Genomic DNA, 25,634 nt, shown 5'->3' with positions numbered 1-25,634 from the left:
CGGCAAGCGCCCATAGGCTCCGGGCCAGGGCGCCGCCCTGGCGGATAGGCGCAGGCCTGACACTGGCGATCCGGGCGTGATCCGCCCGGCTGGTGGCCTGGGCCACGGCGCCTCCCGATATCGTTTTCCCTTAGCCGCGGATGCCCATGGCCCACTGCACGCCGATCACCGCCCCCTTGAACAGGGGCAGCAAGGCCAGCGACAGGCCCAGGGTCAACGGACCCCACAGGGCGGCATGCACCCACAGGGGGGGATGAAAGTTCTGTTCCACCGCCAGGGCGGCGCCGACCACGATATGGCCGACGACGAAAATGGTAAAGTAGGGCGGCGCGTCGTCGGCGCGGAAATTGCCCGTCTCCAGCCCGCAGTTGGTGCAGACCGGCGCCACCTTGGTATAGCCGACGAACAGGGTGTGGGCGCCGCAGTTGGGGCAGCAGCGGCGCATGCCCCGCATCATGGCGGTGCCGACCATGCCCTTGGGCGGGGCGATGATTTCCTCTTGCGTGTCCGTCAAGGCATCATCCTCCCTCTCACCGGCGACACGGGGCCTCGGGGTCACCCTGACGGGATTATCGGGGGGAACGGGGTCGGTCGTCATGCCCTAGATGATGGGTATGGACGGCGCCATGGTCCAGGCGCGTTTGCCAGACCTCAGCCTTGCCATCCACACCTGTTGTGATTTGCGCGAATTGTGCGCCGGCGAAATCAGACGTTGAGCTGCAACAGGTCCCAGCGGGTGCCGTAGAGGTCTTGGAACACCACCACGGTGCCATAGGACTCGACGCGCGGCTCCTCGCAAAAGGTCACGCCGGCGGCCGCCATGCGGTGGTAGTCGCGCCAGAAATCGTCGGTGCGCAGGAACAGGAAGACGCGGCCGCCGGCCTGGTTGCCGATGGCGGCCTCCTGCTCCGGCCCCACCGCCTTGGCCAGCAGCAGGCGGGTCTCACCAGAGCCCGGGGGTGAACCGGGCGGCGCCATGACCACCCAGCGCTTGCCCCCGCCCAGATCCGTGTCCTCCACGGCGTCGAAGCCCAGCACGTCGCGATACCAGGCCTTGGCCTCGTCATAATCGCGCACCACCAGGGCGACACCACCGATGAATTGCCGGGGGGTGGTCATGCTCAGTCCTTCTTCGGCGGTGGGCGCTTGATGCGGGCCTTGGTGGCGGTCTTCTTGGTCAGCCGGGCGCGCCCGCCTTTGCTGTCCGGCCCTTTGCCCGGCCCTTTGCGCGCGGATTGGCCGCCGGCCAGCCAGGGGGCGTCGTCGGTGTCCTCGCCCAGCAGGGCGAAGACCATGCTGCCGGAGATGCGGTCGGCTTCCACCAGGCGCACCTTGACGACCGTGCCCAGGCGGTAGGTGCGGCCCCAGCGCCGGCCCACCAGCTGGTGGTTGGCCTCGTCATGGTCGTAGAAGTCGTCCGGCAGGGTGGAGATGGGCACCAGCCCATCGGCGCCCGTCTCGTCCAGGGTGACGAACAGGCCGAAGCGGGTGACGCCGCCGATGCGCCCGGTGAAGGTGCCGCCCACCCTGTCCGACAGATAGGCCGCGACATAGCGGTCCAGGGCGTCGCGCTCCGCCGTGGCGGCGCGGCGCTCGGTGACGGAGATGTGTTCCCCCACTTGCACCAGGCGGCCCGCTTCCTCCTCATCCAGCCCACCCGGCCCCAGGCCGTAGGACTTCACCAGGGCGCGATGCACCACCAGGTCGGCATAGCGCCGGATGGGGGAGGTGAAGTGGGCGTAGCGCGGCAGCGCCAGGCCGAAATGGCCGATGTTCTCCGGCTGGTACAGCGCCTGGGATTGGCTGCGCAGGATGACGGTGTTCACCAGATCCGCCTCCGGCGTCTCCGCCGCCTTGGCCAGGATGCGGGTGAACAGGATGGGCTTCATCACCTGGCCTTTGGCCAGGGTGTAGCCCAGGGAACCCAGGAACTGGCGCAGCGCCTCCAGCTTGTCGCGCGCGGGCTCGGCGTGCACGCGGTACATGCAGGGGCTGTGCTTGGCTTCCAGGGCCTCCGCCGCCGCCACGTTGGCGGCGATCATGAACTCCTCCACCAGGCGGTGGCTGTCCAGGCGCGGGCGCACGCCGATGCTCTGGATGGTGCCGGCCTCGTCCAGCTTCACCAGCCGTTCAGGCAAATCCAGCTCCAGCGTGCCGCGGGCGTCGCGGGCCTTCAGCAGCACGGTGAAGGCGCCGTAGAGCGGATTGATCACCCGCTCCATCAACGGGCCGGTCAGGTCATCCGGTTCGCCATCGCGGGCCTTCTGCACCTGGGTGTAGGTCAGGCGGGCGACGGAACGCATGAGGCCGCGCACGAAGCGATGGCGCTTCAGGCGGCCTTGCGCGTCGATCCACATATGGACCGCCAGGCAGGCGCGGTTGACCTCGGGCTTCAGGGAGCACAGCTCGTTCGACAGCGCCTCGGGCAGCATGGGCACGACGCGGTCGGGGAAATAGACGCTGTTGCCCCGGTCGAAGGCGTTGCGGTCCAGGGCCATGCCGGGCCGGACGTAGAAGCTGACGTCGGCGATGGCCACCAGCAGGTGCCAGCCGCCGGGGTTGTTGGGGTCGGTGTCGGGCTCGGCGAACACGGCGTCGTCGAAGTCGCGCGCGTCCTCGCCATCGATGGTGACCAGGGGAATGTCGCGCAGGTCGGTGCGCCCCTCCACCGTGGGCTCGGGGGCGGCCTCCGCCTCCTCGATGGCCGCCTTGGCGAACTGGGTGGGGATGGCGTGCTGGGCGATGGCGATCAGGCTGACGGCGCGCGGCTCCTCGATGCTGCCCAGCCGTTCCACCACCCGCACCTGCTTCAGGCCCAGGCGGGAAGACGGCAGCAATTCGGCCACCACCAGCTCGCCCGGCTGCGCCCCTTCCGCGTTGGCGTCGGCCACGGCGAATTCCGCCTTGGCGCGGCGGTCCACCGGCTTCAGCCGGCCGCCGTCCCGGGCGCGCTCATAGATGCCGACGATGCGGGTGGCCGTGCCGCCGTCCAGCTTGCGCATGGTGCGGCCTTCGTACACGTCCTCCGCCCCGTGCGGCCCATTGTCACGTAACTGGGGCTGGCGCGACAGGCGGGCCAGCACGCGGTCACCCACCGCCAGGGCGGGATGGCCGCGCTTTTCGGCCGCCATGTAGATGCGGGGCGGCGGCGCCTCATGCGTCCAGGTGGTGGGGCGGGCCAGCACCTCGCCGTCCGGCGTCACCTCGGCCACGACCAGCACCGCGACCTCGGGCAGGGCGGCGGGCACGGCCACGCGCCGGCCCTCGCCCTTCTCGATGCTGCCCTCGCCCTCCAACTCCTTCAGCAGTTCCTTCAGGACGATGCGGCCGTCGCCGGTGATGTTGAAGGCGCGCGCGATCTCGCGCTTGCCCACGGGCACGGGGCTGGACTGGATATAGTCCATGATCTCTTCCCGGGTGGGGAAGGGGGCGTCGGCCGCACGGCGGGCCGGCACCGGCCTGGGCAAAGCCCGCCGGGGGCCCTCCGGACGCTTCGGCATGGGAACTTCCTTAAACTGGACGGGCCTTGAACTGGACAGGCGGTGGCGGGCTCAGTCGCCCGCCGCCGCTTTCTTGGTCGTCGCCTTGGGGGCTGCGGGTTTTTTCGCCGCTGTCGTGGTCTTCTTCGGCGCGGCGGCCTTCTTTTCCGCCGGAGCCTTGGCTGCCGCTTTGGCGGGCGCCTTCTTGGCCGCCGCCTTCTTCGGCTTCTCCTCGCCGTCGGCCGTGGTCGCCGCCTTCTTGCCGCTGTCCTTGGCCGCCTTGGCCGCCAGCAACTCCACCGCCTGTTCCAGGGTGATGGTGTCGGCGTTGATGGCCTTGGGGATGCTGGCGAACAGCTTCAGATGCTTGACGTAAGGGCCGAAGCGGCCGCTGCCCAGGGTGATGGGCTTGCCGTCCTTGGGATGGTTGCCCAGCTCGCGGCCCGCCACCGTCTTGCGCGCGGCCACGCCGGCCAGCAGCACCACGGCCCGGTTCAGGCCGATGGTCAGCACGTCGTCGTCCGGCGTCAGGTTCTTGTACGCGTCGCCATGCTTGAGGTAGGGGCCGAAGCGGCCGATGCCGGCCGTGATCTCCTGCCCCGTCTCGGGATGCGGGCCCAGGCTGCGCGGCAGGGCCAGCAGGCGCAGCGCGATGTCCAGATCCACGTCCTGCGGGTTCATGGCGCGCGGCAGGGACACGCGCTTGGGCTTGGGCTCATCCGGCGCGCCCGTCTGGACATAGACGCCATAGGGGCCGCGCTTCATGGACACGGGGTAGCCCGTCTCCGGGTCATTACCCAGCTCGCGGTCGGCGCTGCCTTCCTCGCCGCCCTCGACGCTCAGGGGGCGGGTGTACTTGCAGCCGGGGTAGTTGGAACAGCCGATGAAGGCGCCGTTCTTGCCCAGCTTCAGCGACAGCCGCCCGTCGCCGCAGACCGGGCAGACGCGCGGGTCGCGCCCACCTTCGCTGGGAGCCGGGAAGAAGTGCGGACCCAGCGCCTCATCCAGGGCGTCCAGCACCTGGGTGATGGTCAGGTCCTTGGTGCCGTCCACCGCGCCGGAGAAGTCGCGCCAGAAATCCCGCAGCACCGTCTTCCAGTCGATGCGGCCGCCGGAGATGTCGTCCAGCTTGGTTTCCAGATCGGCGGTGAAGCCGTACCCGACATACCGGTTGAAGAAGTTCTCCAGGAAGGTCGTGACCAGGCGGCCGCGGTCTTCCGGCTCGAACCGGCGCTTTTCCAGGCGGACATAGTTCCGGTCTTGCAGCACCTGCAGGATGCTGGCGTAGGTGGAGGGGCGGCCGATGCCCAGTTCCTCCATCTTCTTCACCAGGCTGGCCTCGGTGTAGCGCGGCGGCGGCTGGGTGAAGTGCTGGTCGGACTTGACCTCGCCCTTGGCCAGGTCGTCGCCGTCCTTCATGGCCGGCAGGCGGGTGTCCTTGTCCTCGTCATCGCCGGCGTCGTCGCGATCCTCCTGGTAGACCTTCAGGAAACCGTCGAAGGTGACGATGGAACCGGTGGCGCGGAACTGAGCCTCGGATTTCGGCGACGTGATGTCGACCGACACCTGGTCCAGCTCGGCACTGGCCATCTGGCAGGCGATGGTGCGCTTCCACACCAGCTCGTACAGGCGCTGCTCATCCTTGTCCAGGAAGCGGCCCATCTGGTCCGGCCGGCGGAACATGTCGGTGGGGCGGATGGCCTCGTGCGCTTCCTGCGCGTTCTTGGCGCTGGACTTGTACATGCGCGGGGCGTTGGGCAGGTACTCGTTGCCGAAGGCGGAGGAGATCAGGCGGCGGGCGCCGTCGATGGCCTCGTTCGACAACTGCACGCCGTCGGTACGCATATAGGTGATCAGGCCCACCGTCTCGCCGCCGATGTCCACGCCCTCGTACAGCTTCTGGGCGATGCGCATGGTCTTGGTGGCGCCGAAGCCCAGCTTGCGGCTGGCCTCCTGCTGCAGGGTGGAGGTGGTGAAGGGCGGGAAGGGGTTGCGGCGCACCTGGCGCCGTTCCACCGACCGCACCATGAAGGACAGCGGGCGGATGGTGGCCAGTGCCGCGTCGGCGTCACCCTTGTTGCCCAGGGTGAACTTGTCCAGCTTCTTGCCATTCAGGCCCACCAGGCGGGCGGTGAAGGGCGTGCCGGCCGGCGTGCGGAACTCCGCCTCGATGGTCCAGTATTCCTGCGGGCGGAAGGCCTCGATCTCCGACTCGCGCTCGCAGATCAGGCGCAGGGCCACGGACTGCACGCGGCCGGCCGAGCGTGAGCCCGGCAGCTTGCGCCACAGCACCGGCGACAGGGTGAAACCCACCAGATAGTCCAGCGCGCGGCGCGCCAGGTAGGCGTCGACCAGTTCCTGGTGCACCTCGCGCGGGTGGGCGATGGCGTCCAGCACGGCGCTCTTGGTGATCTCGTTGAAGGTGACGCGCTTCACGTCCACCTTGCCGGTGATGCGCTTTTCGTCCAGCAACTGCTTGACGTGCCAGGCGATGGCCTCTCCCTCGCGATCCGGGTCGGTGGCGAGGTAGATGCGGGTGGCGCCCTTGGCCGCCTTGGTGATGTCGTCGATATGGCGTTTGGAGCGGTCGCCCAGCTCCCACTCCATGGCGAAGTCCTCGTCCGGCTTCACCGAGCCGTCGCGGGCCGGCAGGTCGCGCACATGGCCGTAGCTGGCGAGAACGGTGAAATCATCGCCAAGGTACTTGTTGATGGTCTTCGCCTTGGCCGGCGATTCGACGATGAGGACGTTGCTGCCCGACAAGGGGACCCCGCACTGCAATAGGTGGCGATGCTTTCCGAAACGCTCCCCCGCGGCGGGACCGCCAGCTTCACGCCAGGCTGACCCGGCCGCCGGGATGGCGGTGCAGACGGCCCGCCAGCTCAAGTTCCAGCAGGATGGTCAGCACCACCGCCGCAGACAATTGGCAGTCCCGGACAATTTCGTCAATGTGTACCGGGGTGGGGCTTAAGCACAGGGTCACCCGCGGGCGGGCCGCGTCTATGTCCTTTTCGCCGGGATCGGGCCGCGGCGGGACCGGTCCGCCGCCCGGTGGCGGGGCGTTGAACGACGCCAAAGCCTGCGGCCCCAGATACGCCAGGATGTCCTCCGCCGTCTCCACCAACACCGCGCCATCCTTCAGCAGGCGGTTGCATCCCTGGGCGCGCGGGTCCAAGGGTGAGCCCGGCACGGCGAAAAGGTCGCGCCCCTGTTCCAGCGCCAGCCGGGCGGTGATCAGCGACCCGGACTTCAGCGCCGCCTCCACCACCAGCACGCCGCGCGACAGGCCGGAGATCAGGCGGTTGCGGCGGGGGAAATGGCGGGCCTGCGGCTCCGTCCCCGGTGGCGATTCGGCCACCAGGGCGCCCTGGTCGGCGATGCGGCGGTGCAGATCCGCGTTTTCCGGCGGGTAGATGACGTCGACGCCGCCGGCCAGCGCCGCGACGGTGCAGCGGTGCAGGGCCGCCTCATGCGCCGCCGTGTCGATGCCGCGCGCCAGGCCGGAAACGACGGTGATGCCGGCCTCCGCCAGGTCGCGGGCGATCATGGCCGCCAGCTTGCGCCCCGTGAGGGAGGCGTTGCGGGCGCCCACGATGGCGACGGACGGGCGGCTGAGCCGGGCCGGGTCGCCCAGCACGGTGATGACGGGCGGCGCGTCCTCGATGGCGGCCAACTGGGCGGGATAGTCCGGCTCGCACCAGCACAGCAGGCGGGCGCCCAGGCGCTCCAGCGCCGCCAGCTCCCGCTCCGCCGCCGTGCGGGGAACGATGCTCAGGGGACGGTCGCGCCCGCCGCGCCGGGCCAGGTCGGGCAGGGCCTCCAAGGCCGCCGCCGGGGTGCCGAAGCGCTCCATCAGCCGGTGGAAGGTGATGGGCCCCACCGACTCCGTGCGCGTCAGGCGCAGCCAGTCCAGGCGCTCGACGGGGGAAAGGGGGCGGCCACGTTCCATTAGAAAGGATTCCTCAATTCGGCTGTTCCGGAATCTTGAAGCCCAGATAGGTGCCGGCGCTGATGCCCAGCACGCCCAGGCTATAGGGGTCGAAATCCGGCATCTTGCGGTGGACCACCGTCTCGATCAGGAACAGCACGCCGATGACCACCGTCCATACCGCCGTCTGGAAACGGTGCAGGCTGATGCCGTTGGCGTCGGTCAGGATGTCGTGGACGAAGTCATGCGACGCCAGCTGGCGCGCCAGGGTGTCGCGGGTGGCGGTCAGTGTGGGCAGATCGGCCGCCGGCGTCGCGGGGTCCGCCACCTGCGCCAGCACCCCCTGGTAGGCCACCAGGATGGGGTTGGTCTTGTTCTGCTCCACCATCGCGGCGCCCATGGCGGTGCCGGTGCCCAGGCCCATCAGGCACAGGGCCTGGCCGGTCAGGGTGTCCAGCTCCCCCGTCACCAGGAACAGGTAGAGATAGGCCGCCAGCACGATGACGAACCACCAGGCCATCTGGCTCTGCGCCAGGCTGAAGGCGCGGCGCAGCGGCTTGCCATGGGCGCCGGTCACGCCGGCGAAGGTGCTGGGCGCGTTGTCGCGCAGCATGTCGGTGGACATGGCGAGGTACAGCAGGGCGGCGGTGACCGCCACCAGCACCAGCACGCTGCCCACCGCCAGGGTCTTCTGGTTTTGCGGCATGGCGCGCCAGGTCGCGGACATGCTGGGTTGTGGCGTGCCGGTGCCTGGTTCGACCAGGATGGTGGTGCGCGGGCTGGTGGGGATTGATGTCGTCGTGCCGTTGGCCGGGTCCGTACCGGCGGGCGTCTCGGTCATGGTCACTGGTGCCGCCGTTTGCGCATCCGCCGGGACCGCCATCATGTGCAACCCGGCGCCCAGCAGCGCCAGCAACGCCGTCACCAGAAATATCCTGCGCACCACGCCCCTCCCAACCGCAAGGCCCTGCCTGAGACCGCTAAATCTATCGCGACACACCTATTGAGGGAACGACCAAACGGCGTGGCGCAGTAAAGTGGTGGTGGGAGACGGCTGTCCCAAATCGTCGTGCGGGGCTGATATACGAAGTTAAACTTCGCAGTTTCCCTTCATATCTGGCATGCTTGACCGTATGAACGATTCCACGACCCTTCCGGACAGCGACGCCCAGGCCGTCATGGCGACGGCGGTGGAACTGCGCGTGGTGCTGGGCCAGTTGCGACGCAAGCTGCGTGAGCAGGGCAACGTCGGGGACTTGACGCCCTCGCAAATCGCCGTGTTGCGCCGCCTTGACGGCGGGCCGGCCACGGTGACGGCCCTGGCCAAGGCGGAGGGGGTGCGGTCCCAGTCCCTGGGCGCCACCGTCGCCGCGCTGGAGACGGCGGGCCTGGTGGCCGGCAATCCCGATCCCGCCGATGGACGCCAAACCTTGTGGGCGCTGACGCCCGCCTGCCGGGAGTGGCTGCGGGTAAGCCGCGCCGCGCGGGAAGACTGGTTGTTCCGCGCCATGAACGTCCGCCTGACGGCGGCGGAACGGGCGGACCTGGCGCGCGCGGTCGACCTTTTGAAGCGTCTGATTGCCGATTGAGGCCCTTGATTTGAGGAAACCGGCATGACCGCGCCCGCTGTCTCGACCAGCACCTCCACCGGCACCTTCCGGGCCCTGGCCAACCGCAATTTTCGCCTATGGTCCGCGGGCGGCATCGTGTCCAACGTCGGCACCTGGATGCAGCGCACGGCGCAGGACTGGCTGGTGCTGACGGAACTGGCGCATGTCAACGGCGCCTCCGCCGTGGGTGTCGTCATGGCCTTGCAGTTCGGGCCCCTCGCCCTGCTGCTGCCCTTCACCGGCTTTGCCGCCGATTATTTCGACCGCCGCCGCCTGCTGTTCTGCACCCAGGCGGCGTCCGGCCTGCTGGCGCTGGGCCTGGGCCTCCTGACCGTGTTGGAGCTGGTGCAGTTGTGGCATGTCTACATCTTCGCCTTCCTGCTGGGCTGCGTGGCGGCCTTCGATTCCCCCGCCCGCCAGACCTTCATCGGTGAGTTGGTGGGGGAGGTCGATTTGGCCAACGCGGTGGCGCTCAACTCCACCTCCTTCAACGCGGCGCGCATGATCGGGCCGGCGGTGGCGGGCGTCATGATCACGGCCGTGGGCACGGGCTGGGTGTTCCTGCTCAACGCCGCCTCTTTCGTCGCTGTCATCGGGTCCCTGTGCCTGCTGCGGCCGGCGGACTTTCAGTCCCGTGTGCGGGCGGTGCGCAGCCGGGGCAGCCTTGTCGAAGGCTTCCGTTATGTCTGGCGCCGGCCGGATTTGCTGGCCGTGCTGCTGATGCTGTTCCTGATCGGCGCCTTCGGCCTGAACTTCCCCATCTTCATCTCCACCATGTCGGTGCACGCCTTCCAGGCCGGGTCCGGCGAATACGGCGTGCTCAGCTCCACCATGGCCATCGGCTCCGTCGCCGGCGCCTTGCTGGCGGCCAGGCGCGCGGCACCTTCCGTGCCCCTGCTGATCGGCGCTGCGCTGCTGTTCGGTGCCGGATGCGCCCTGGCGGCGGTCATGCCCACCACCTGGACCTTTGGTGCCGTGCTGGTGATCATCGGCGTGGCGGCCCAGACCTTCACCACCTCCAGCAACAGCCTGGTGCAGCTCTCGACCGACAGCGCCATGCGCGGCCGGGTCGTGGCCCTGCTGCTGGCCATCGGCGTGGGCGGCACGCCTCTGGGCGCGCCCGTTGTCGGCTGGGTGGCCGACGTGGCCGGCCCGCGCTGGGCCCTGGGGGTGGGCGCCGCGTCCGGCCTGCTGGCGGCGCTGGTGGGGGTGCGCTACCTGGTCAAGCAGCGGCGCCAGCGACCGGCCACCGCGATCAAAACCGCAGCGTGAACACCGTGCCGCCGCCTTCCACCGGGGACGCGGCGATGGTGCCGCCGTGGGCCAGCATGATCTGGCGGGCGAGCGGCAGGCCGATGCCGCTGCCCTCGCGCTTGGTGGTGTAGAAGGGCACGAAAATCTTGTCGGCCACATCGGGCGGGATGCCAGGGCCGTTGTCGCGCACCAGCAGGTTCAGGTGACCCGTCACGTCCAGGTGGCCCGCCAGGGTGATGGCGGGTGGGCGGGCCGCCGTGCCGCTGGTCTTCGCCTCATCCAGGGCCTCCACCGCGTTCTTCACCAGGTTGATCAGCACTTGGTCGATCAGGTCGGGGTCGGCGCTGATCTCCAGCGATGGCGGCAGCACCACCACCTCCAGCGCCACGCCATGCTCGGCCAGGGCCGGGCCCATCAGCCGCTCCACCCGGGCGAACAGCTCCCGCACCTTCAGGCGCTCCACCTGGGGGCGGGGCATCTGGGTGAAACGGCGATAGCGCTCGACGAAGCGCAGCAGGCCGCCGGCGCGGCGGGTGACGGTGTCCATGGCCTCACCCGCGTCTTCCGCGTCCACCAGCACGGCGGGCGGCAGATCGGGGATGGCGGCCAACTGGGCGCGCAAATCGGCCAGCAGCGATTGCGCCGTGCCCGCCAGGGAAGAGACGGGCGTCAGCGAATTCATCATTTCATGCGTCAGCACCCGCACCAGGTCCGACCAGGCCTTCACCTCCGTCGCCTCCAACTCGCCGCCGATATTCTGCAGGGAGATCAGCAGGCGCGGGCCGTCGGCCAGGGTCAGCTGGGTTGCGCGCACGGTCAGGTGCAGGGGGGTGACGCCGCCGGCCACCTTCAGCAGCGCGCTCTGCCCCGGTTGCAGCACGCGCAGGGCGCTGTCCAGCGTGCCGCCGTCCACCAGGCGGCGGTTCAGGTCGTCATGGCCGATGAGGCGGCGGGCGACGTTGTTCAGCAGGTTGACGCGGCCATCGGGATGCACCTCGGCCAGGGCCACCGGCACATGCTCCACCAGCACGTTCAGGTAGTCCGCCTTGCGCTCGGTATCGGCGCGGGCGGCGCGGAACTTGTCGAACACCCCGGCGAAGGCGCGGCCCAGCTCCTGGAAGCTGGGGCCCATGGCGCGATAGCTGAAGCTCTGGGTGAAGTCGGAATGGCTGAGCGCGTTCAGGAAGCGGGCCAGCTCGCGGTTGGTGGTGTTCACCACCCGCACCACGCCGCCGATCTGGAAGGCGATCAGGAACAGCACCAGCAATTCGGTGGCGTGATAGTCCGTCGACCGCAACAGCAGGCCCAGGGCCACGCAGCTGAGGCACAGCAGGGTGACCCGCAGGGTCAGCGCCGTGCTGAACGACGCCTTAAAGGCCATGCTTCTCCATCCGGCGGTAGAGGGAGGTGCGGGTGATGCCCAGTTCCGCCGCGGCGTGGCTGATGTTGCCCTGGTGCTTGTCCAGCGCCCGGCGGATCACCTGGGCCTCCACCGTCTCCAGATCCAGGGTGCCCAGGGTCAGCGCGTCGGCGGGGCCGGTGCCGCCCGGGGCGGGCGCCGGCGCCGCCGGGCGGGGGGCTCCGCCAGGTGCCGACGGCAGGGAGAAGTCCTCCGCCTCCAGCACCTCGTCGGCGCCCAGGATCATCGCGCGTTCCACGGCGTGGCGCAGGGCGCGCACGTTGCCCGGCCAATGATAGGATTTCAGCCGCCGCAACGCGTCCTCCGACAGGCGGCGGGGCGGGATGGCGTACTTGCGGGCGTACAGCGCCATGAAATGGGCCACCAGCGCCGGTATGTCCTCCGCCCGGTCGCGCAAGGGGGGCAGGCGCAGCTCCACCGTGTTGATGCGGTACAGCAGATCCTGGCGGAAGGTGTCCGGGCTTTCCAGCTGTTCCACCGGCATGTTGGTGGCGGAGATCAGGCGCACGTCGATGGGGATGGGGCGGTTGCCGCCCACGGGAATGACCACGCGCTGTTCCAGCACCGACAGCAGCTTGCTCTGCTGATAGAGCGGCAGGTTGCCGATCTCATCCAGGAAAAGGGTGCCGCCGTTGGCCGCCACCAGCCGGCCCACGCGGTCCTCCTTGGCGTCGGTGAAGGCGCCCTTCTTGTGGCCGAACAGCTCGCTCTCGAACAGGTTCTCGGCGATGGCGCCCAGGTCCACGGCGACGAACACCTGGTCCGCGCGGCGCGACCGGCGGTGGATCTCCCGGGCGATGACCTCCTTGCCGGTGCCGTTCTCACCCAGGATCAGGACGTTGGCGTCGGTGGGGGCGGCACGGTCCACCAGGGTCAGCACCCGCGCCATGGCCGGGCTGCTGCCGATCAAGGTCTGGCCCGGCTGGTCCAGGGCGGCCGCCAGTTCCTTGTTGCGGGCGCCCAACTGCGCCGCCTCCCGCCGCGAGGCGGTCAGGGTCATGGCGCTCATCAGTGTGGCCACCAGCCGCTCGTTGGACCAGGGCTTCAGCACGAAGTCGCAGGCGCCCTGCTTCATCGCCTCCACCGCCGTGCCCACGTCGCCATAGGCGGTCATCAGGATGACGGACAGGGTGGGGTCGATCTCCAGCACCCGGCGCAGCCACTGGAAGCCCTCGCGCCCGGTGTTGGCGCCGATGGCGAAATTCATGTCCAAGAGGACGGCGTCGAACGCCTCATCCTTCAGCAGCAGGGGGATGCGGTCCGGCTGGCTTTCGGTATGGACCAGGATGCCTTCGCGCTTCAGCAGCAGGCGGGCGGCCACCAGGATGTCCTGGTCATCGTCCACCATCAGGATGCGGCCGCTTTTTTGTGTCATGCCAAGCTCTCCAAAATACTGTCCGGAAACGTACACCGGGTGCGGCCTTGGCGCATGTCCGTTGTGCGATGGTTCCCCCTGGCGTTGCCGGAGTGGCTCCCCTCCAATGACCGGAACGATCATCAGTGAAAGGGAGCGACCTCATGGCCGGCAAGCAGCACACCTATCGTGTCACTGTCACCTGGACCGGCAACACCGGGCGGGGCACCGCCCATTACCGCGCCTACACCCGCGACCATGAGATTGAGGCGGCGGGCAAGCCGGTCATCCCCGGCTCCTCCGACCCCGCCTTCCTGGGTGACGCTACGCGCTACAACCCGGAGGAGATGCTGGTCGCCTCCCTCTCCGCCTGTCACAAGCTCTGGTATTTGCACCTGGCGGCGGCGGCCGGGTTGACCGTCACGGGCTACCGCGACGCGGCCGAGGGCACGATGGTGGAAACGGACGACGGCAACGGCCACTTCACCGGCGTGACCCTGCGCCCCGTCGTGACCATCGCCGCCGGCGGGGACCCCGCGCTGGCCCAGGCCCTGCACGACAAGGCGCACCACTTTTGCTTCATCGCCAACTCGGTCAATTTCCCGGTGGTGACCGAAGGGTTGGTGGAGACGGCCTGAGGGTCCGCGGGCTATCCTGCGCCCAGACCCGCTTATCGGACCCGCCGCCCTTGTCCCGCTCCGCCCGACTGCTCGACCTCATCCAGGCCCTGCGCCGGCATCGGCGGCCGGTGACGGCCGCTGAACTGGCGGCCGAATTGAACGTCTCCATCCGCACCGTCTACCGCGACATCGGCACCCTGGCGGGCCAGGGCGTGCCGGTGGAGGGGGAGGCGGGGCTGGGCTATGTCCTGCGCCCCGGCTTCATGCTGCCGCCGCTCATGTTCGGGGACGATGAGATCGAGGCCCTGGTGCTGGGCCTGCGCTGGGTGGCGCAGCGGGGCGACGGGCCCCTGGGGCTGGCGGCGCAGAACGCGGCCGCCAAGATCATGGCCGTGCTGCCCGCCGACCTGAAGGCGCTGGCGGAGGATAGCGGCCTGCTGCCCGTCTCCCTCCAGCCCAGTGTGGCGGAACCGCGCGACCTGACGGAGATCCGCCGGGCCATCCGCACGGAGCGCAAGCTGCGCATCGCCTACACCGACGGCCAGGGGCGGGCCAGCGACCGCGTCATCTGGCCTTTCGCCCTGGCGTTTTTCGAGCGCATCCGCATGGTCGCCGCCTGGTGTGAGACGCGGCAGGCATTCCGCCATTTCCGCACCGACCGCATCGTCGAGGTGGCGGTGGCGTCGGACCGTTATCCCCGTCGTCGCCATGCCCTGCTGGCGGACTGGCGGGCGGAGATGGATGCGGCGCGGGCGGAGGAGACGTAGGCCGGTGCCCCGCCCCTTACGGCGCCGGCTTGGCGCTGTCGTAGGTCAGCAGCACGTCGGTATGGCCATCACCGACGCTGTGGAACAGCGTGCCGGTCACGGCCATGCGGCGGCCCAGCGGCGGCTTGACGCCCTGGGGCAGCTTCAACTGCAGGGCGTCGATGGACTCCACGTCCTCATCCGTCTCCGCGGTGCCGCCGGCGACGCAGATCATCTGCGGCAGGGTCAGCACATAATAATCCTCGCGGGTGACGCCCTTGGGGCCGTTGCGGGTGCCGTGCTGCAGGGTGATTTCCCCCGTCAGGGTCACAGGCTCCGGCTGGTACGGCTGGCAGTCATGGGCCAGGGCGGGGAAGGTGCCGCCGATGGCCAGACCCGTCAGCAGCAGGGTCCTGAAACGCATAAAAGTCTCCCCAGGGTGGGCGCGAAAGGCCGGCAGACTAACGTTTGGCTAAAGGTTTGGCGAGGGCATCGATACTGCTGACAGGACTTGTCAGGGGGTGGGGGTATGGTGTGGCTCTATTCGATGGAGCCGCCGTCATGACCGCCGAAGCCGCCTTCCCCCGTTTCCTGCCGCCGCCCCCCTCGTACTCTTGCGCCACCGGCACCCCCGGTTGGGTGTGGGTGGCCTCTGTCGGTGCCATCGGCCAGGGCCGCGAGGCCGGGGACGTGCGCCTGCCGGCGCGTCATGGCGGGGTGCTGCGCCGGCTGGGGGCGGGGGACCGTGTGGCCTGTTTCGCCCCGGATGCCCTGGGGGGCGCCGGTTTCCTGGCGGTGGGCCAGGTTCTGCCGGGCGGCATGTATATCGAGCGTGACGCGATGGGGCGTGACTGGGCCTGTCTGCCGATGGCGTATTGGCCGTCCCGGCCCGTGCGGCTGGCCACCGTCATCGACGGGGCCCTGGCGGCCATGGGGTGGGGGCTCAGCCTGCCCGTGGGGCTGATGCGGCTGGAGGGCGCAAGCCTGGACGCCATCGCGCTGGCCGTCGTCGGACATGACCCTGATCAAACCGGCATGGCCTTTCCGCCGGTCCGTATTGCGTCGCTTGAAGACGCTGATTGATGCATGTCAGGGATACGGTCCCCGGGATGCAATAAAACACCTCTCATTGAAAATAAGTGTGGCGCCAAGGCGGTGGAACATTCGCCGGCCTCACTATTTAAGGAGGGGTAAGTGATGAAGTTCTTGTCCGTCACGGCAGCCGCTGTTGCTCTTCTGGCTGGTGTTTACGGTGCCGCCTCGACGGCGCGCGCCTCCGACGCGGGCGATTTCCTGATCCGGGGCCGTGCCCTGGTGGTGGCCCCCGATGTCGGCAGTTCCTTGTCCCTGGGCGGCGCCGGCATTCCCGGCCACACCGACATCAGCACGGCCATCGTCCCGGAACTGGACTTCAGCTACTTCTTCACCGACAGCATCGCCGCTGAGCTGATCGCCGGCACCACGCCGCACAACGTCAAGGCTTCGGGCACGCCGCTGGGCAAGGTCGACCTGGGCAATGTCTGGCTGCTGCCGCCGACGCTGACCCTGCAGTACCACTTCATGCCGCATGAGAAGATCAGCCCGTATATCGGGGTGGGCGTGAACTACACGCTGTTCTACGGCGTGGACAAGGGCGATGCCCTGGGCCTGAAGTACGACAACACCTTCGGCTATGCCTTCCAGGCCGGCGTCGATTACAAGCTGGACGACCACTGGTCCCTGAACGTGGACCTGAAGAAGCTGATGCTGAACACCACGGCCACCGTGAATGCCGGCCTGGGCACGCCCATCAAGGCTGACGTTGACATCAACCCCTGGCTGGTGGGCTTCGGCGTCGGGTATCGCTTCTAAGACCTGACGCGCTCGCCCAGAGCCTGCGCGCCAAGAGCCTGCACAAGGGCCGCTCCGCCACCGGTGGAGCGGCCTTTTTGCCTCCCGGCGGTTTAGGCGGATGGACCCAGGACCGGGGACGGGAGACTTGCGTCGGTGACCCAATACTTCAGGTTAGCAATTAACGCCGTGTGAATATCAGCACAAGTATTTGATATAAAAAGATTATAATGGCATCTTGGGAATCTGGGGGCTTAAGGGAAACTTAAGGATGTGAACCTAACTTTTGGGTGTCCAGCCGGTACTTTCGGCCTATGCCAACAGTTAGGAATGGGGATCATGATGAGGAGCGGCTTGTTTTCCCAGGGCGCGGGGGCGGATTCGCGCGCCGTATTGGACGCCGTGAACCGTTCCCAAGCCATCATCGAGTTCGCGATGGATGGCACCATCCTGACGGCCAACCAGAACTTCCTGGACGCCATGGGCTACACGCTGGGCGAAATCCGGGGCCGGCATCACAGCCTGTTCGTGGAGGACGGGGTCAAGGCCAGCGAGGAGTACAAGCGCTTCTGGGCCGCGCTGAACCGCGGGGAGTTCCAGGCGGCGGAATACAAGCGCCTGGCCAAGGGCGGGCGGGAAATCTGGCTGCAGGCCACCTACAACCCGATCATGGGCGCCGGCGGCCGGCCGGTGAAGGTCATCAAGTTGGCGACCGATATCTCTGAGGCCAAGCGGCGTTCCCTGGACGTCATGGGCCAGTTGGAGGCCATCCACCGCAGCCAGGCGGTCATCGAGTTCGCGATGGACGGCACCATCCTGACCGCCAACGCCAACTTCCTGAACGCGATGGGATATACCCTGGCGGAGATCCAGGGGCGGTCCCACAGCCTGTTCGTGGATGACGCCTTCAAGACCAGTGAGGCGTACAGGCGCTTCTGGGCGGCGCTGGGCCGGGGTGAGTTCCAGACCGCTGAATACAAGCGGCTGGGCAAGGGCGGGCGGCCGGTTTGGATCCAGGCCACGTACACCCCCATCTTTGACATCAACGGCAAGCCCTATAAGGTCGTGAAGTTCGCCACCGACATCACGGCACAGGTGGAGTCCCGCGAGCAGCGCGTGGCCACCCAAAAGGGCATCGCCCAGGATCTGAAGGGCTTGGCCGGCGCCATGTCCGTGGCCAACGACCAGGTCGGCCACGCGTCCAACGCGGCAATGATCGCGTCCGGCAATGTGCAGGCCATCGCCGGCGGCGCCACCGAACTGGTGGCCTCGATCGAGGAGATCAGCCGCCAGATGGCCGAGGCCTCGAAGATATCCGAGGATGCGGTGCGCCAGACGGACCTGACCAACACTTCCGTCACCGGCCTGCTGAACGCCGCCCAGCGCATCGGCGAGGTGGTGAAGCTGATCAGCGACATCGCCAGCCAGACCAACCTGCTGGCGCTGAACGCCACCATCGAGGCGGCGCGGGCGGGCGAGGCGGGCAAGGGCTTCGCCGTCGTCGCGCACGAGGTCAAGCAACTGGCCACCCAGACGGCCAAGGCCACGGGTGAGATCGCCGAGCAGATTGGCACCGTGCAGCTGGCCACCACCGACTCGGCCCGCGCCATCCAGGGCATCGGCGGCATCATCAACCGCATCAACACCATCTCCAGCGCCATGGCGGCGGCGGTGGAGGAACAGAACGCGGTGACCCGCGACATCTCCCGCAACATGCAGACCGCGGCCGACGGCGTTTCCAGCATCAGCGAAAGCCTGACCAAGATCGCCGACGCGACCGAGGGTGCCAACGCCCTGACCCGCCGGATCAACGAGGCGTCGCTGGCCATGGTGGGCTGACGCCCCGGGGCCCCGCCCGCCTCCCCGGAGGCGGGCGCATCGCGCCCGCAACGCCCCCCCTCGAAATGCAGGGTTCAAATCAAGGCCCTGAGCGGGTATCTAAGCGGTCCGTTACAAGACCATTTCATGACCCGAGACGAGGAGGACCGCGATGCGGGCCGAGATCGAGGCGGTCGTCGAGGCTGTGCGACAGTCCTTGACGCTGCTAAGGAGGCATCTTTGACTGGGAGAATGCCCTCCGCCGCTACGACGAACTGAACGCCCTGTCGGAAGATCCCAAGCTGTGGGACGATTCCGACCGCGCGCAGAAGATCATGCGGGAAAAGACCCAGCTTGAGACCGCCATCGAAGGCTATCGCGCTCTGGAGCGTGATCTGAACGACGGCATCGAGCTGATCGAGATGGGTGAGCTGGAAGGCGACCAGGAGATCATCACCGACGCCGAGCAGGGCCTGGTCGCCCTGCAGAAGCGCGCGGCGGCCCTGGAGCTGGAAAGCCTGCTGTCGGGCGAGGCCGACGCCAACGACTGCTATCTGGAAGTGAACGCCGGCGCCGGCGGCACCGAGGCCCAGGACTGGGCCCTGATGCTGCTGCGCATGTACACCCGCTGGGCCGAACAGCATAAGTTCAAGGTGGAACTGCTGGACGAGACCAACGGTGAAGAGGCGGGCATCAAGTCCTCCACCATCCAGATCAAGGGCCACAACGCCTATGGCTGGCTGAAGACGGAATCGGGCGTGCACCGCCTGGTGCGCATCAGCCCGTTCGACAGCCAGGCCCGCCGGCACACCAGCTTCTCCAGCGTCTCCGTCACGCCTGTCATCGATGACAAGATCGTGGTGGAGATCAACGAGAAGGACGTGCGCGTGGACACCTACCGCGCCTCCGGCGCCGGTGGTCAGCACGTCAACAAGACGGACTCGGCCGTCCGCCTGACCCACATGCCCACCGGCATCGTGGTCGCCTGCCAGCAGGAGCGCAGCCAGCACAAGAACCGGTCCAAGGCCTGGGACATGCTGCGCGCCCGCATCTATGAGATGGAGCTGCGCAAGCGTGAGGAGGCCGCCGCCAACCTGGAAGCGCAAAAGACGGAGATCGGCTGGGGCCACCAGAATCCGCTCCTACGTCCTGCAGCCCTACCAGATGGTGAAGGACCTTCGTACCGGTGTCGAAACCAGCCAGAGCGGCGCTGTTCTGGACGGCGATATCGACGAGTTCCTGCAAGCGGCGCTGGCCCACCGCATCAAGGGCCAGGGCGACGAGGCGGACGCGTAATCGATCCGCTAATTGTTTTGATACTGTAATGAAAAAGCCGGGGCGTCTTCCCGGCTTTTTTATGGGCTGGGACCCCGTCCGCCCGTCAAGGGGCGCCGGGTCCCGGCGCTTGGGCCCGCCAACGCTGGGCCGCCGTCGCCAGGTCCTTGACCGCAGAGCAGCCCGTTTGCCGCAGCTTCCGCATGAATGCCGTGTGATAAGGCTGGGGAAGATCGTCGAAGTAGACCAGGCGGCCGCCCATTGTCTCATACCGGCGCAGGTTCGCCACCAATGGGGCGGCTTCGGCCTGGGACGTGGCGAAAATACCGACGACACGGTCGCCGAACAGCACGTTCTGCGGTCCCACCCACAAGGCGACGATCCGCCAGCCGTCAGGCAGGACATGCGCGATGGGGTCCCAGCAAATCTGGATGACGGCCAGCGGCGCCCCGGTCTGCCGGGTCCAAGCGTCAACGGCTTGCCACGACAAGCCGGATGGCGATAGCCGCTGTCGCGCGATGTCGTTGTTGGCGAGGCCCGCCAGATCCAGCACCCGCGCCTGGGGGGCGAGCCAGGCCATGACGCCGATATCATTCACGATGACTGGCGACGTCCCATAGAAGCGCGCCACGAACGCGGCGGGCTCGACATGTTCCCATCGTCTATCGTGGGGGGCGGCGGTCGCCAGCGTGACGGCATCCGCCGTCCGGTAGCCCGCCACCGCGACCAGGGCCAGCAGCACCAGGGCTTGGACCCGCAGGCGATGGTCCTGAAGCAGGATGACGAAGGCGGCCAGCATGTTCAGGGCGATGGCGGCGGCTTCATACCGATAAAGCCATCCCGCCATGCCCAGCACGATCTGGGCGGCCGCGCAGCACAGGGCGATCCCACCGAGAACCAGGACCCAGTCATGACGCAGACTGCCGAGGCCGAGGTCGCACCAACGCCCATGGGCGCGAAGGGCGACCAAGCCGGCGGTGATGGTCATGACCCCGAACAGGGTCCAGGCCGCCGGAAAGAACTGGATGACATGCTGACCGTCCTGATCATGCAGCATCAGCTTCATCAGGATAGAATTCGGAACCGGCCATCCGCCATCCGCGACCCAGGCCAGGCCGAACGCCGCCATGGGCACCGCGGCGCCCAAGGCCATGGCGGCCGCCAGGCGCAGCCGGCCATTGATCACGGCGACCAGGCACAGCGGCCCGATGATCAGTACGGCCTCATACCGCAGGGCGGCGACGGCGCAGGCGGCGATGGCCAGGTGGATGATGGTGCGGCCTGGGCAAGCCTCGCGGTCCGCCACCGCCCGGCCGCCGTGATAGGCGAGAAGGCTGTAGGCCAGCACCTGTGGTGTGTGCTCCATGCCGATGAAGGCCGTCACGAACAGGGGTGTGGCGGCGGACAACGCCATCAGCATCCCGACGCGCATGAGGGACCGGAGACGGGGGCTTGGCCGTGATCGCGTCCCGTCATCCGCCGATGCGACGTCCAGGATGGCGTCCCATGCCAGCACACAGCCGATCATGGCGGCCGCGTTGATCGCCAACGGCACCAACTCGAAACCCGCCCGCGCGCCCCACAGCAGGTGGATTGCCGCCAGGACCAGGACGAACAGGGGCGATGAAGAGGCCGCGGCCGGGTCGAGGCGGTCTATGCCCCAGACGCCGCTGTCGCCCCATGTCCGGGCGATCGCCATTTGTATGTAGGTATCGTCCAGGGGGTAGGTGAACGGCTTTCCCGCCGCGACCGCGATGGCGCCGAGAATCAGCAGGTTGGCCAAGCCCGCGACCCATTGCTCGGACTTAAGCCATAGAATCTGTGGAATTCTTTTCGAATCCACGACGTTCAACGCCGTTTCCATTCCAACCGCCTATGATTCTAATTAATTCTTACGCGCCTGCGCGCGATAAAGCCGGGCGGCGCCAATATTTTTCAATATTCTTGGAGTAAATATTGGGCTGCCGTGCCAATTTTTATTATATCAATTCTGGCGCCGCAGTACTCTAATTATAGAGTTCCTGTCCTGTCAGTCAGCGCCCAGGCGCGCAAGCGCAGGCCCGGTTCCGAACCGGGCTCGATGGAGAGGCGGAATGGGATAGAAGACCGTCGTTAGTGGACGATCACACCCTCGTTGTTCACCATCGTCAGCTCGTCCCCCGCCTGAACCAGGCGGGGCGGGTGGCCGAAGCGGGCCAGGAGATCCTCGGGCGTGGTAAAGCGGGCGACGTGCCAGGCCACGCCCTGTTCCACATAGGGGTGGGCCTCGTCGAAAAAGTATTCCCCCTGGCCGGAGGTGGGCATGCCCGTATTCAGGTTGGACTTCTTCAGGCGCCCGTCCGCCTCGTACAGATCCGGACAGGGATTGTAGCATTTGTAGTGCAGGTAGATTGGCACCAGCGTGGGGATGGCATCCCCCATGTAGTTCATGGGGATCACCGTCGTGCTGGGCGTGGTGCTGACCAGGTCCCACACCGGCTCACGCACCAATTTCCACATGCGATATTCGCAATGGGGCACGGCCCCGCGCCGCCACCAGAAATAGCGGAACAGGGTCGTCGGGTTCCGGCCCTCGGCCGCGCGCCACGCCTCGATTTCCGTCGTGTGGGGCAGGATGTGCAGCGGCAGCCACATCATCACACTGGCCTGTAGGGATAGGAAGGATCGCGGGTCGTGGATCAGGAACTCGTCGGGGTGGGCGGTGAAGAACCAGTCCCCCTCCGCCACCGCGTCCCGCAGCATTTCGTACCCGCGATGCCGCAGGGTCTGATCGGTGATTGGGCCGGGCGGGTCGCGGTCATAGCGGACGTTGGCATAGTCGGCGCACAGAGTACGAGTGTAGGAACCATCGGAGCCATCGACCACGGCGATGGTGTCGAAAAAACCGTGATGCCGCCGCAGCCAGTCCCCAATGATGAGGTCGTCATTGCGGGTGATCAGTATGGCATGCAGCTTCATCTATGGCCGTCCAGCGTCGTCCTCTCCCTGGTATTGCCATGATAGCGTGCAATTGGCCTGGGCGTAAACGCCCGCGCGGGAAGATCTATTCTAGGGCCGGTTGACAGGCGCCCGCGGCCCCTTCAGGGACGCGAAAAGGGCGGCATCCTCCAGGACGCCGCCCCCGCACACACGTGAACTGCCAAAGCTCTCGTTCGGACGGGCGCCACTTTGGGTTGGGCTGCCCTTTGACCGTTGATACGCGGCACCCTGCCCGGACCTGTCGCCGACGGCCACAGATTTATGTGATAATATAACGCATACCCGTTATGGCGCTGGCGGCGCCGTGCCTGGCATGGGCGCCGCCTTGGCCGCAAATCAGGCCGCCGTCCGCTTCACCCAGTCCTGCACCAGGACTTCCAGGACCGGCAGGTTGACCGATCCCGAGGTCAGCACCGTGTCGTGGAAGGCGCGGATGTCGAACTTCGCGCCCAACTTGGCCTTGGCGGCCTCGCGCAGTTCCAGGATCTTGTTCATGCCGATCTTGTAGGCCAGGGCCTGGCCCGGCCAGACGAAGTAGCGCTCGATCTCGGTGATGTTGTCGTGCTCGGGGTTGGCCGTGTTCTCGTTCATGTAGGTGATGGCCTGTTCGCGCGTCCACCGCTTCAGGTGGATGCCGGTGTCCAGCACCAGTCGGGCGGCGCGGAACAGTTCCGAGGCGATGCGGCCGGCGTCCGAGTACGGGTCCTGGTAATAGCCGTATTCCTTGGGGAAGCGCTCGGCATACAGCGCCCAGCCCTCGCCATAGGCGCTGTTCCAGATGAAGCGGCGGAAGGTCGGCAGGTTGGCCATCTCCTGCGCGATGGCGATCTGCATGTGATGGCCGGGAATGCCTTCGTGATAGCAAAGGCTTTCCAGCATGGGGATGGGGTTGACCGACATGTCGTACAGGTTGGCGTAAAACACGCCGGGCCGCGACCCGTCGGGGGAGGCCGGCTCGTAGAACGCGCTGGCCGTGGCCTTTTCCCGGAAAGGCTCCACCGCCTTCACCACGATGGGGGCCTTGGGCTTGGTCAGGAAGAACCGGTCCAGGTCGGAGCGCATGCGGTCGATGATGTCGCTGGACCGCTTCAGGTAGGCGGCGCGGCCCTCGGGCGTGGCCGGGTCATAGAAGCGCTTGTCGGTGCGCAGATAGTCGAAGAAGGCGCGCAGGTCGCCCTTGAAGCCCACCTTGGCCATGATGCCGCGCATCTCATCCTGCAGCGCCGCCACCTCCTTCAGCCCCTGCGTATGCACGGCCGCCGGGTCCAGGGGCAGGGTGGTCATCAACTGCACCTGGGCGCGGTAGAAGCGCTCGCCATCCGGCAGGGCCCAGACGCCATTGCTGGCGGTCGCCTTGGTCTCCAGCGCCGACACGGTGCCGATCAGCTTCTGGAAGGAGGCCTGGACCTGACCGGTCAGGGCCTTTTCCGCCGCGGTGAGCAGGCGGGCCTGATCCGCGTCGGGCAGCTTCAGCGCCGTCACCTTCTCGGTGAAGTCGGCCAGCAGCGGGCTGGTTTCGGTGGCGTTGGATGTGAAGGGCTTGCCGGTGATGACGTTGCGCGCCGCCTCCAGGATGGATTTGAAGGCGAAGGCCGGCGGCAGGACGCCCATGTCCGCCTGCTTGGCGATGCGCCCCAGATAGGCATCCATCAGCGGGGCGATGCCCACCAGGCGGGCCACGTAATCCTCCGCGTCCTGCACGCTGCCCACGGCGTGGTAGGTGATCAGGAAGCTGGCGATATCGGTGTGCGGGCCGGTCAACTGGCTGATCACATAGCTGTGGTTGCGCCAGGGGTACTGGGTGATGGTCTGCTGCAGCTCATTCTCGAACAGCTGCTTGCTGACCAGCGCGCTGGGCGACAGGTCCGCCTCCTTGAAGCCCTTCAGGGTTTTCAAGCGCTGTTCGGCCAGGTGGAAATTCTCCAGCAGGCGGGCGTCGTCCGGGATGGTCCACTTGTCATGCGGGCCCGGCAGGCCCAGGACGGTGCGCTGCTGCGGGTCGCGGGCCAGGTCCTCATTCCAGCAATCCTCGAAGAAGGCGTTCAACGCCTTCTCCGTCGCCGATGGCTCCGCCGCCACGGCGGGCTGGCTCGCCAGACCGGGCAGGGCGGTCAGGGCGACCAGGGCGGTGCCGGCCATCAGGCCGCGGCGCAGCAGGGTACGGCGGGACATCGTTTCACCGGAGGAAGAGGCGGTCATGGGCGTTCGGGTACCATGGTCAGGGCTGGCGGGGCAGCGGAGAAGGAAGGACACCGCGCGGGGGCGGCCGGTTGGCGCGGATGGTAGCAAGGGCGGGGCGACGGGCCCAAGATCAGTTTGTTACCTAACGGTAACCGGGCGGATCAGTCCGGCCTTTCCATTTCGGATTCCCGCCTGGACAGGATGGTTTCCACCGGCGCCAGCGGCTCATACCAGTCCGGCGGGAAGTTGGCCTTGGCGCGGCTGACGTCGTTGAAGGGGCGCTTGATGTCGCCCTTGAAGTACTGGCGCACCAGGGCGCGCCAATGCTCCGCCGGGGCGCCGCCGGCCGCCGCCGCGATCACGCCGAACCAGTGGCGGCCGGCGGCGACATGGCCGATTTCCTCATCATGGATGATTTGCAGGATGGCGGCGCTATCCTCGTCGCCCACCTTCTTCAGGTTGGCGATCATCATGGGGGTGACGTCCAGTCCGCGCGCCTCCAGCACCATGGGCACCAGGGCCAGGCGGGCGGCCAGGTCGTGGGCCGTGACCTCGCTGGCCTGCCACAGCCCGTCATGCGCCGGCAGGTCGCCATAGGCGGCGTCCAGGGCGGCCAGACGCCGGGCCAGCAGGGCGTGGTGCTTGGCCTCCTCATCCGCGACCTTCACCCAATCATCCTTGAAGGCGCGGGGGGCGGGGGTGCCGTCGGGGAAGGTGGGGAAGCGGGCGACAATGTCCCAGGCGAGGTCGATGGCGTTCAGCTCGATATGGGCCAGGGCGTGCAGCAGGGCCACCCGTCCCGCCACGCTGCCGGCCTTGCGCCGCTTGGGCATGTCGCGCGGCAGCTTCAGTTCCGGGCGCGCGGGCCGCGCCGGCCGGTCCGGAGGGGCCAGATCGCTGGGGCGGTCGGGCAGCAGGCCGGCGCGCCAGGCCGCGGCGTAGGCTTGCGTCAGCCGCACCTTCTCCATCGGGGCGGCCGTGGTCAGCACGGTCACGGCCGCGGCCGCCAGGCTGGGCGGCAACGGTTGACCGGCCGAACCATCTTGGAATGGTTCTAAAGTATCGCCCGGGGCGGCATCGGGAACATGATAAGGTGCCATGGCGTTTTGGACGCCAACCGGCGGGGTGAAGTCAAGGGGC

General features: G+C 67.7%; 20 protein-coding genes and 1 pseudogene. 8 read left to right on the top strand and 13 right to left on the bottom strand.

The genetic code is table 11. The features are described from left to right. Positions 1-130 precede the first annotated feature (130 nt). The 6 genes from ULB03_RS16595 to ULB03_RS16570 all read right to left on the bottom strand — a co-directional run bounded on the left by ULB03_RS16595 (position 131) and on the right by ULB03_RS16570 (position 8,350). Positions 131-514: a DUF983 domain-containing protein gene (locus ULB03_RS16595; RefSeq protein WP_322484240.1), complete on the bottom strand. Its 384-nt coding sequence runs from the start codon at positions 512-514 to the stop codon at positions 131-133. A 191-nt stretch (positions 515-705) separates the two neighbouring features. Next, positions 706-1,119 carry a VOC family protein gene (locus ULB03_RS16590; protein ID WP_322484239.1) on the bottom strand — a complete coding sequence of 138 codons (414 nt, stop codon included), beginning with the start codon at positions 1,117-1,119 and terminating at the stop codon, positions 706-708. A 2-nt stretch (positions 1,120-1,121) separates the two neighbouring features. Continuing rightward, positions 1,122-3,500: a ribonuclease R gene (gene rnr, locus ULB03_RS16585; protein ID WP_322484238.1), complete on the bottom strand. Its 2,379-nt coding sequence runs from the start codon at positions 3,498-3,500 to the stop codon at positions 1,122-1,124. Between the two features lie 51 nt (positions 3,501-3,551). Then, positions 3,552-6,242: a type I DNA topoisomerase gene (gene topA, locus ULB03_RS16580; RefSeq protein ID WP_322484237.1), complete on the bottom strand. Its 2,691-nt coding sequence runs from the start codon at positions 6,240-6,242 to the stop codon at positions 3,552-3,554. 67 nt (positions 6,243-6,309) lie between these two features. Continuing rightward, positions 6,310-7,428 (bottom strand): DNA-processing protein DprA, encoded by a 1,119-nt coding sequence (dprA, locus tag ULB03_RS16575; RefSeq protein WP_322484236.1) that lies wholly within the window; start codon positions 7,426-7,428, stop codon positions 6,310-6,312. A gap of 13 nt (positions 7,429-7,441) precedes the next feature. After that, complete coding sequence (locus tag ULB03_RS16570) at positions 7,442-8,350, bottom strand: hypothetical protein (RefSeq protein WP_322484235.1); 909 nt, start codon at positions 8,348-8,350, stop codon at positions 7,442-7,444. Positions 8,351-8,540: 190 nt separating this feature from the next. Between ULB03_RS16570 and ULB03_RS16565 the strand changes: the two genes are divergently transcribed. Continuing rightward, the gene (locus ULB03_RS16565; RefSeq protein ID WP_322484234.1) at positions 8,541-8,996 is read left to right on the top strand and encodes a MarR family winged helix-turn-helix transcriptional regulator; all 456 of its coding nucleotides are present in this window, start codon (positions 8,541-8,543) and stop codon (positions 8,994-8,996) included. Between the two features lie 24 nt (positions 8,997-9,020). Then, positions 9,021-10,289, top strand: a complete 1,269-nt coding sequence (locus ULB03_RS16560; protein ID WP_322484233.1) for an MFS transporter — start codon at positions 9,021-9,023, stop codon at positions 10,287-10,289. Here the strand turns inward: ULB03_RS16560 and ULB03_RS16555 are convergent. Continuing rightward, positions 10,273-11,652, bottom strand: a complete 1,380-nt coding sequence (locus tag ULB03_RS16555; protein ID WP_322484232.1) for a sensor histidine kinase — start codon at positions 11,650-11,652, stop codon at positions 10,273-10,275. The genes ULB03_RS16560 and ULB03_RS16555 overlap by 17 nt on opposite strands. Then, positions 11,642-13,066 carry a sigma-54-dependent transcriptional regulator gene (locus tag ULB03_RS16550; protein WP_322484231.1) on the bottom strand — a complete coding sequence of 475 codons (1,425 nt, stop codon included), beginning with the start codon at positions 13,064-13,066 and terminating at the stop codon, positions 11,642-11,644. Before ULB03_RS16550 ends, ULB03_RS16555 begins: the two co-directional genes overlap by 11 nt. Positions 13,067-13,209: 143 nt before the next feature. Between ULB03_RS16550 and ULB03_RS16545 the strand changes: the two genes are divergently transcribed. Both ULB03_RS16545 and ULB03_RS16540 read left to right on the top strand, forming a co-directional pair. After that, entirely contained in the window at positions 13,210-13,683 is a 474-nt protein-coding gene (locus ULB03_RS16545; RefSeq protein WP_322484230.1) for an OsmC family protein, read from the top strand. A 50-nt stretch (positions 13,684-13,733) separates the two neighbouring features. Next, positions 13,734-14,432: a helix-turn-helix transcriptional regulator gene (locus ULB03_RS16540; protein WP_322484229.1), complete on the top strand. Its 699-nt coding sequence runs from the start codon at positions 13,734-13,736 to the stop codon at positions 14,430-14,432. Between the two features lie 16 nt (positions 14,433-14,448). On the opposite strand, the gene ULB03_RS16535 is transcribed toward ULB03_RS16540, so the two are convergent. Further along, positions 14,449-14,835, bottom strand: a complete 387-nt coding sequence (locus tag ULB03_RS16535; RefSeq protein WP_322484228.1) for a hypothetical protein — start codon at positions 14,833-14,835, stop codon at positions 14,449-14,451. A 137-nt stretch (positions 14,836-14,972) separates the two neighbouring features. Between ULB03_RS16535 and ULB03_RS16530 the strand changes: the two genes are divergently transcribed. The 4 genes and pseudogenes from ULB03_RS16530 to prfB all read left to right on the top strand — a co-directional run bounded on the left by ULB03_RS16530 (position 14,973) and on the right by prfB (position 19,355). Continuing rightward, complete coding sequence (locus ULB03_RS16530) at positions 14,973-15,494, top strand: hypothetical protein (RefSeq protein WP_322484227.1); 522 nt, start codon at positions 14,973-14,975, stop codon at positions 15,492-15,494. Between the two features lie 114 nt (positions 15,495-15,608). Continuing rightward, a complete protein-coding gene (locus ULB03_RS16525; RefSeq protein WP_322484226.1) occupies positions 15,609-16,262 on the top strand; it encodes an OmpW/AlkL family protein in 654 nt (217 codons plus the stop codon). A gap of 381 nt (positions 16,263-16,643) precedes the next feature. After that, the gene (locus ULB03_RS16520; protein ID WP_322484225.1) at positions 16,644-18,080 is read left to right on the top strand and encodes a methyl-accepting chemotaxis protein; all 1,437 of its coding nucleotides are present in this window, start codon (positions 16,644-16,646) and stop codon (positions 18,078-18,080) included. 151 nt (positions 18,081-18,231) lie between these two features. Next, positions 18,232-19,355 (top strand): annotated as a pseudogene (prfB, locus tag ULB03_RS16515) (peptide chain release factor 2). 85 nt (positions 19,356-19,440) lie between these two features. Here the strand turns inward: prfB and ULB03_RS16510 are convergent. From ULB03_RS16510 to ULB03_RS16495, 4 genes are all read right to left on the bottom strand, one after another. Then, positions 19,441-21,117: a hypothetical protein gene (locus ULB03_RS16510; protein WP_322484224.1), complete on the bottom strand. Its 1,677-nt coding sequence runs from the start codon at positions 21,115-21,117 to the stop codon at positions 19,441-19,443. Between the two features lie 329 nt (positions 21,118-21,446). Further along, entirely contained in the window at positions 21,447-22,292 is an 846-nt protein-coding gene (locus ULB03_RS16505; protein ID WP_322484223.1) for a glycosyltransferase family 2 protein, read from the bottom strand. 357 nt (positions 22,293-22,649) lie between these two features. Continuing rightward, the gene (locus tag ULB03_RS16500) at positions 22,650-24,512 is read right to left on the bottom strand and encodes a DUF885 domain-containing protein (RefSeq protein ID WP_322484222.1); all 1,863 of its coding nucleotides are present in this window, start codon (positions 24,510-24,512) and stop codon (positions 22,650-22,652) included. Between the two features lie 143 nt (positions 24,513-24,655). Further along, complete coding sequence (locus ULB03_RS16495; RefSeq protein WP_322485216.1) at positions 24,656-25,462, bottom strand: ferritin-like domain-containing protein; 807 nt, start codon at positions 25,460-25,462, stop codon at positions 24,656-24,658. Positions 25,463-25,634: the final 172 nt, after the last annotated feature.

Source organism: Nitrospirillum goiasense (genome assembly GCF_034427435.1).
Classification (GTDB): domain Bacteria; phylum Pseudomonadota; class Alphaproteobacteria; order Azospirillales; family Azospirillaceae; genus Nitrospirillum.
The sequence above is the reverse complement of the archived record's forward strand: the minus strand, read 5'-3'. Positions and strand labels throughout refer to the sequence as shown.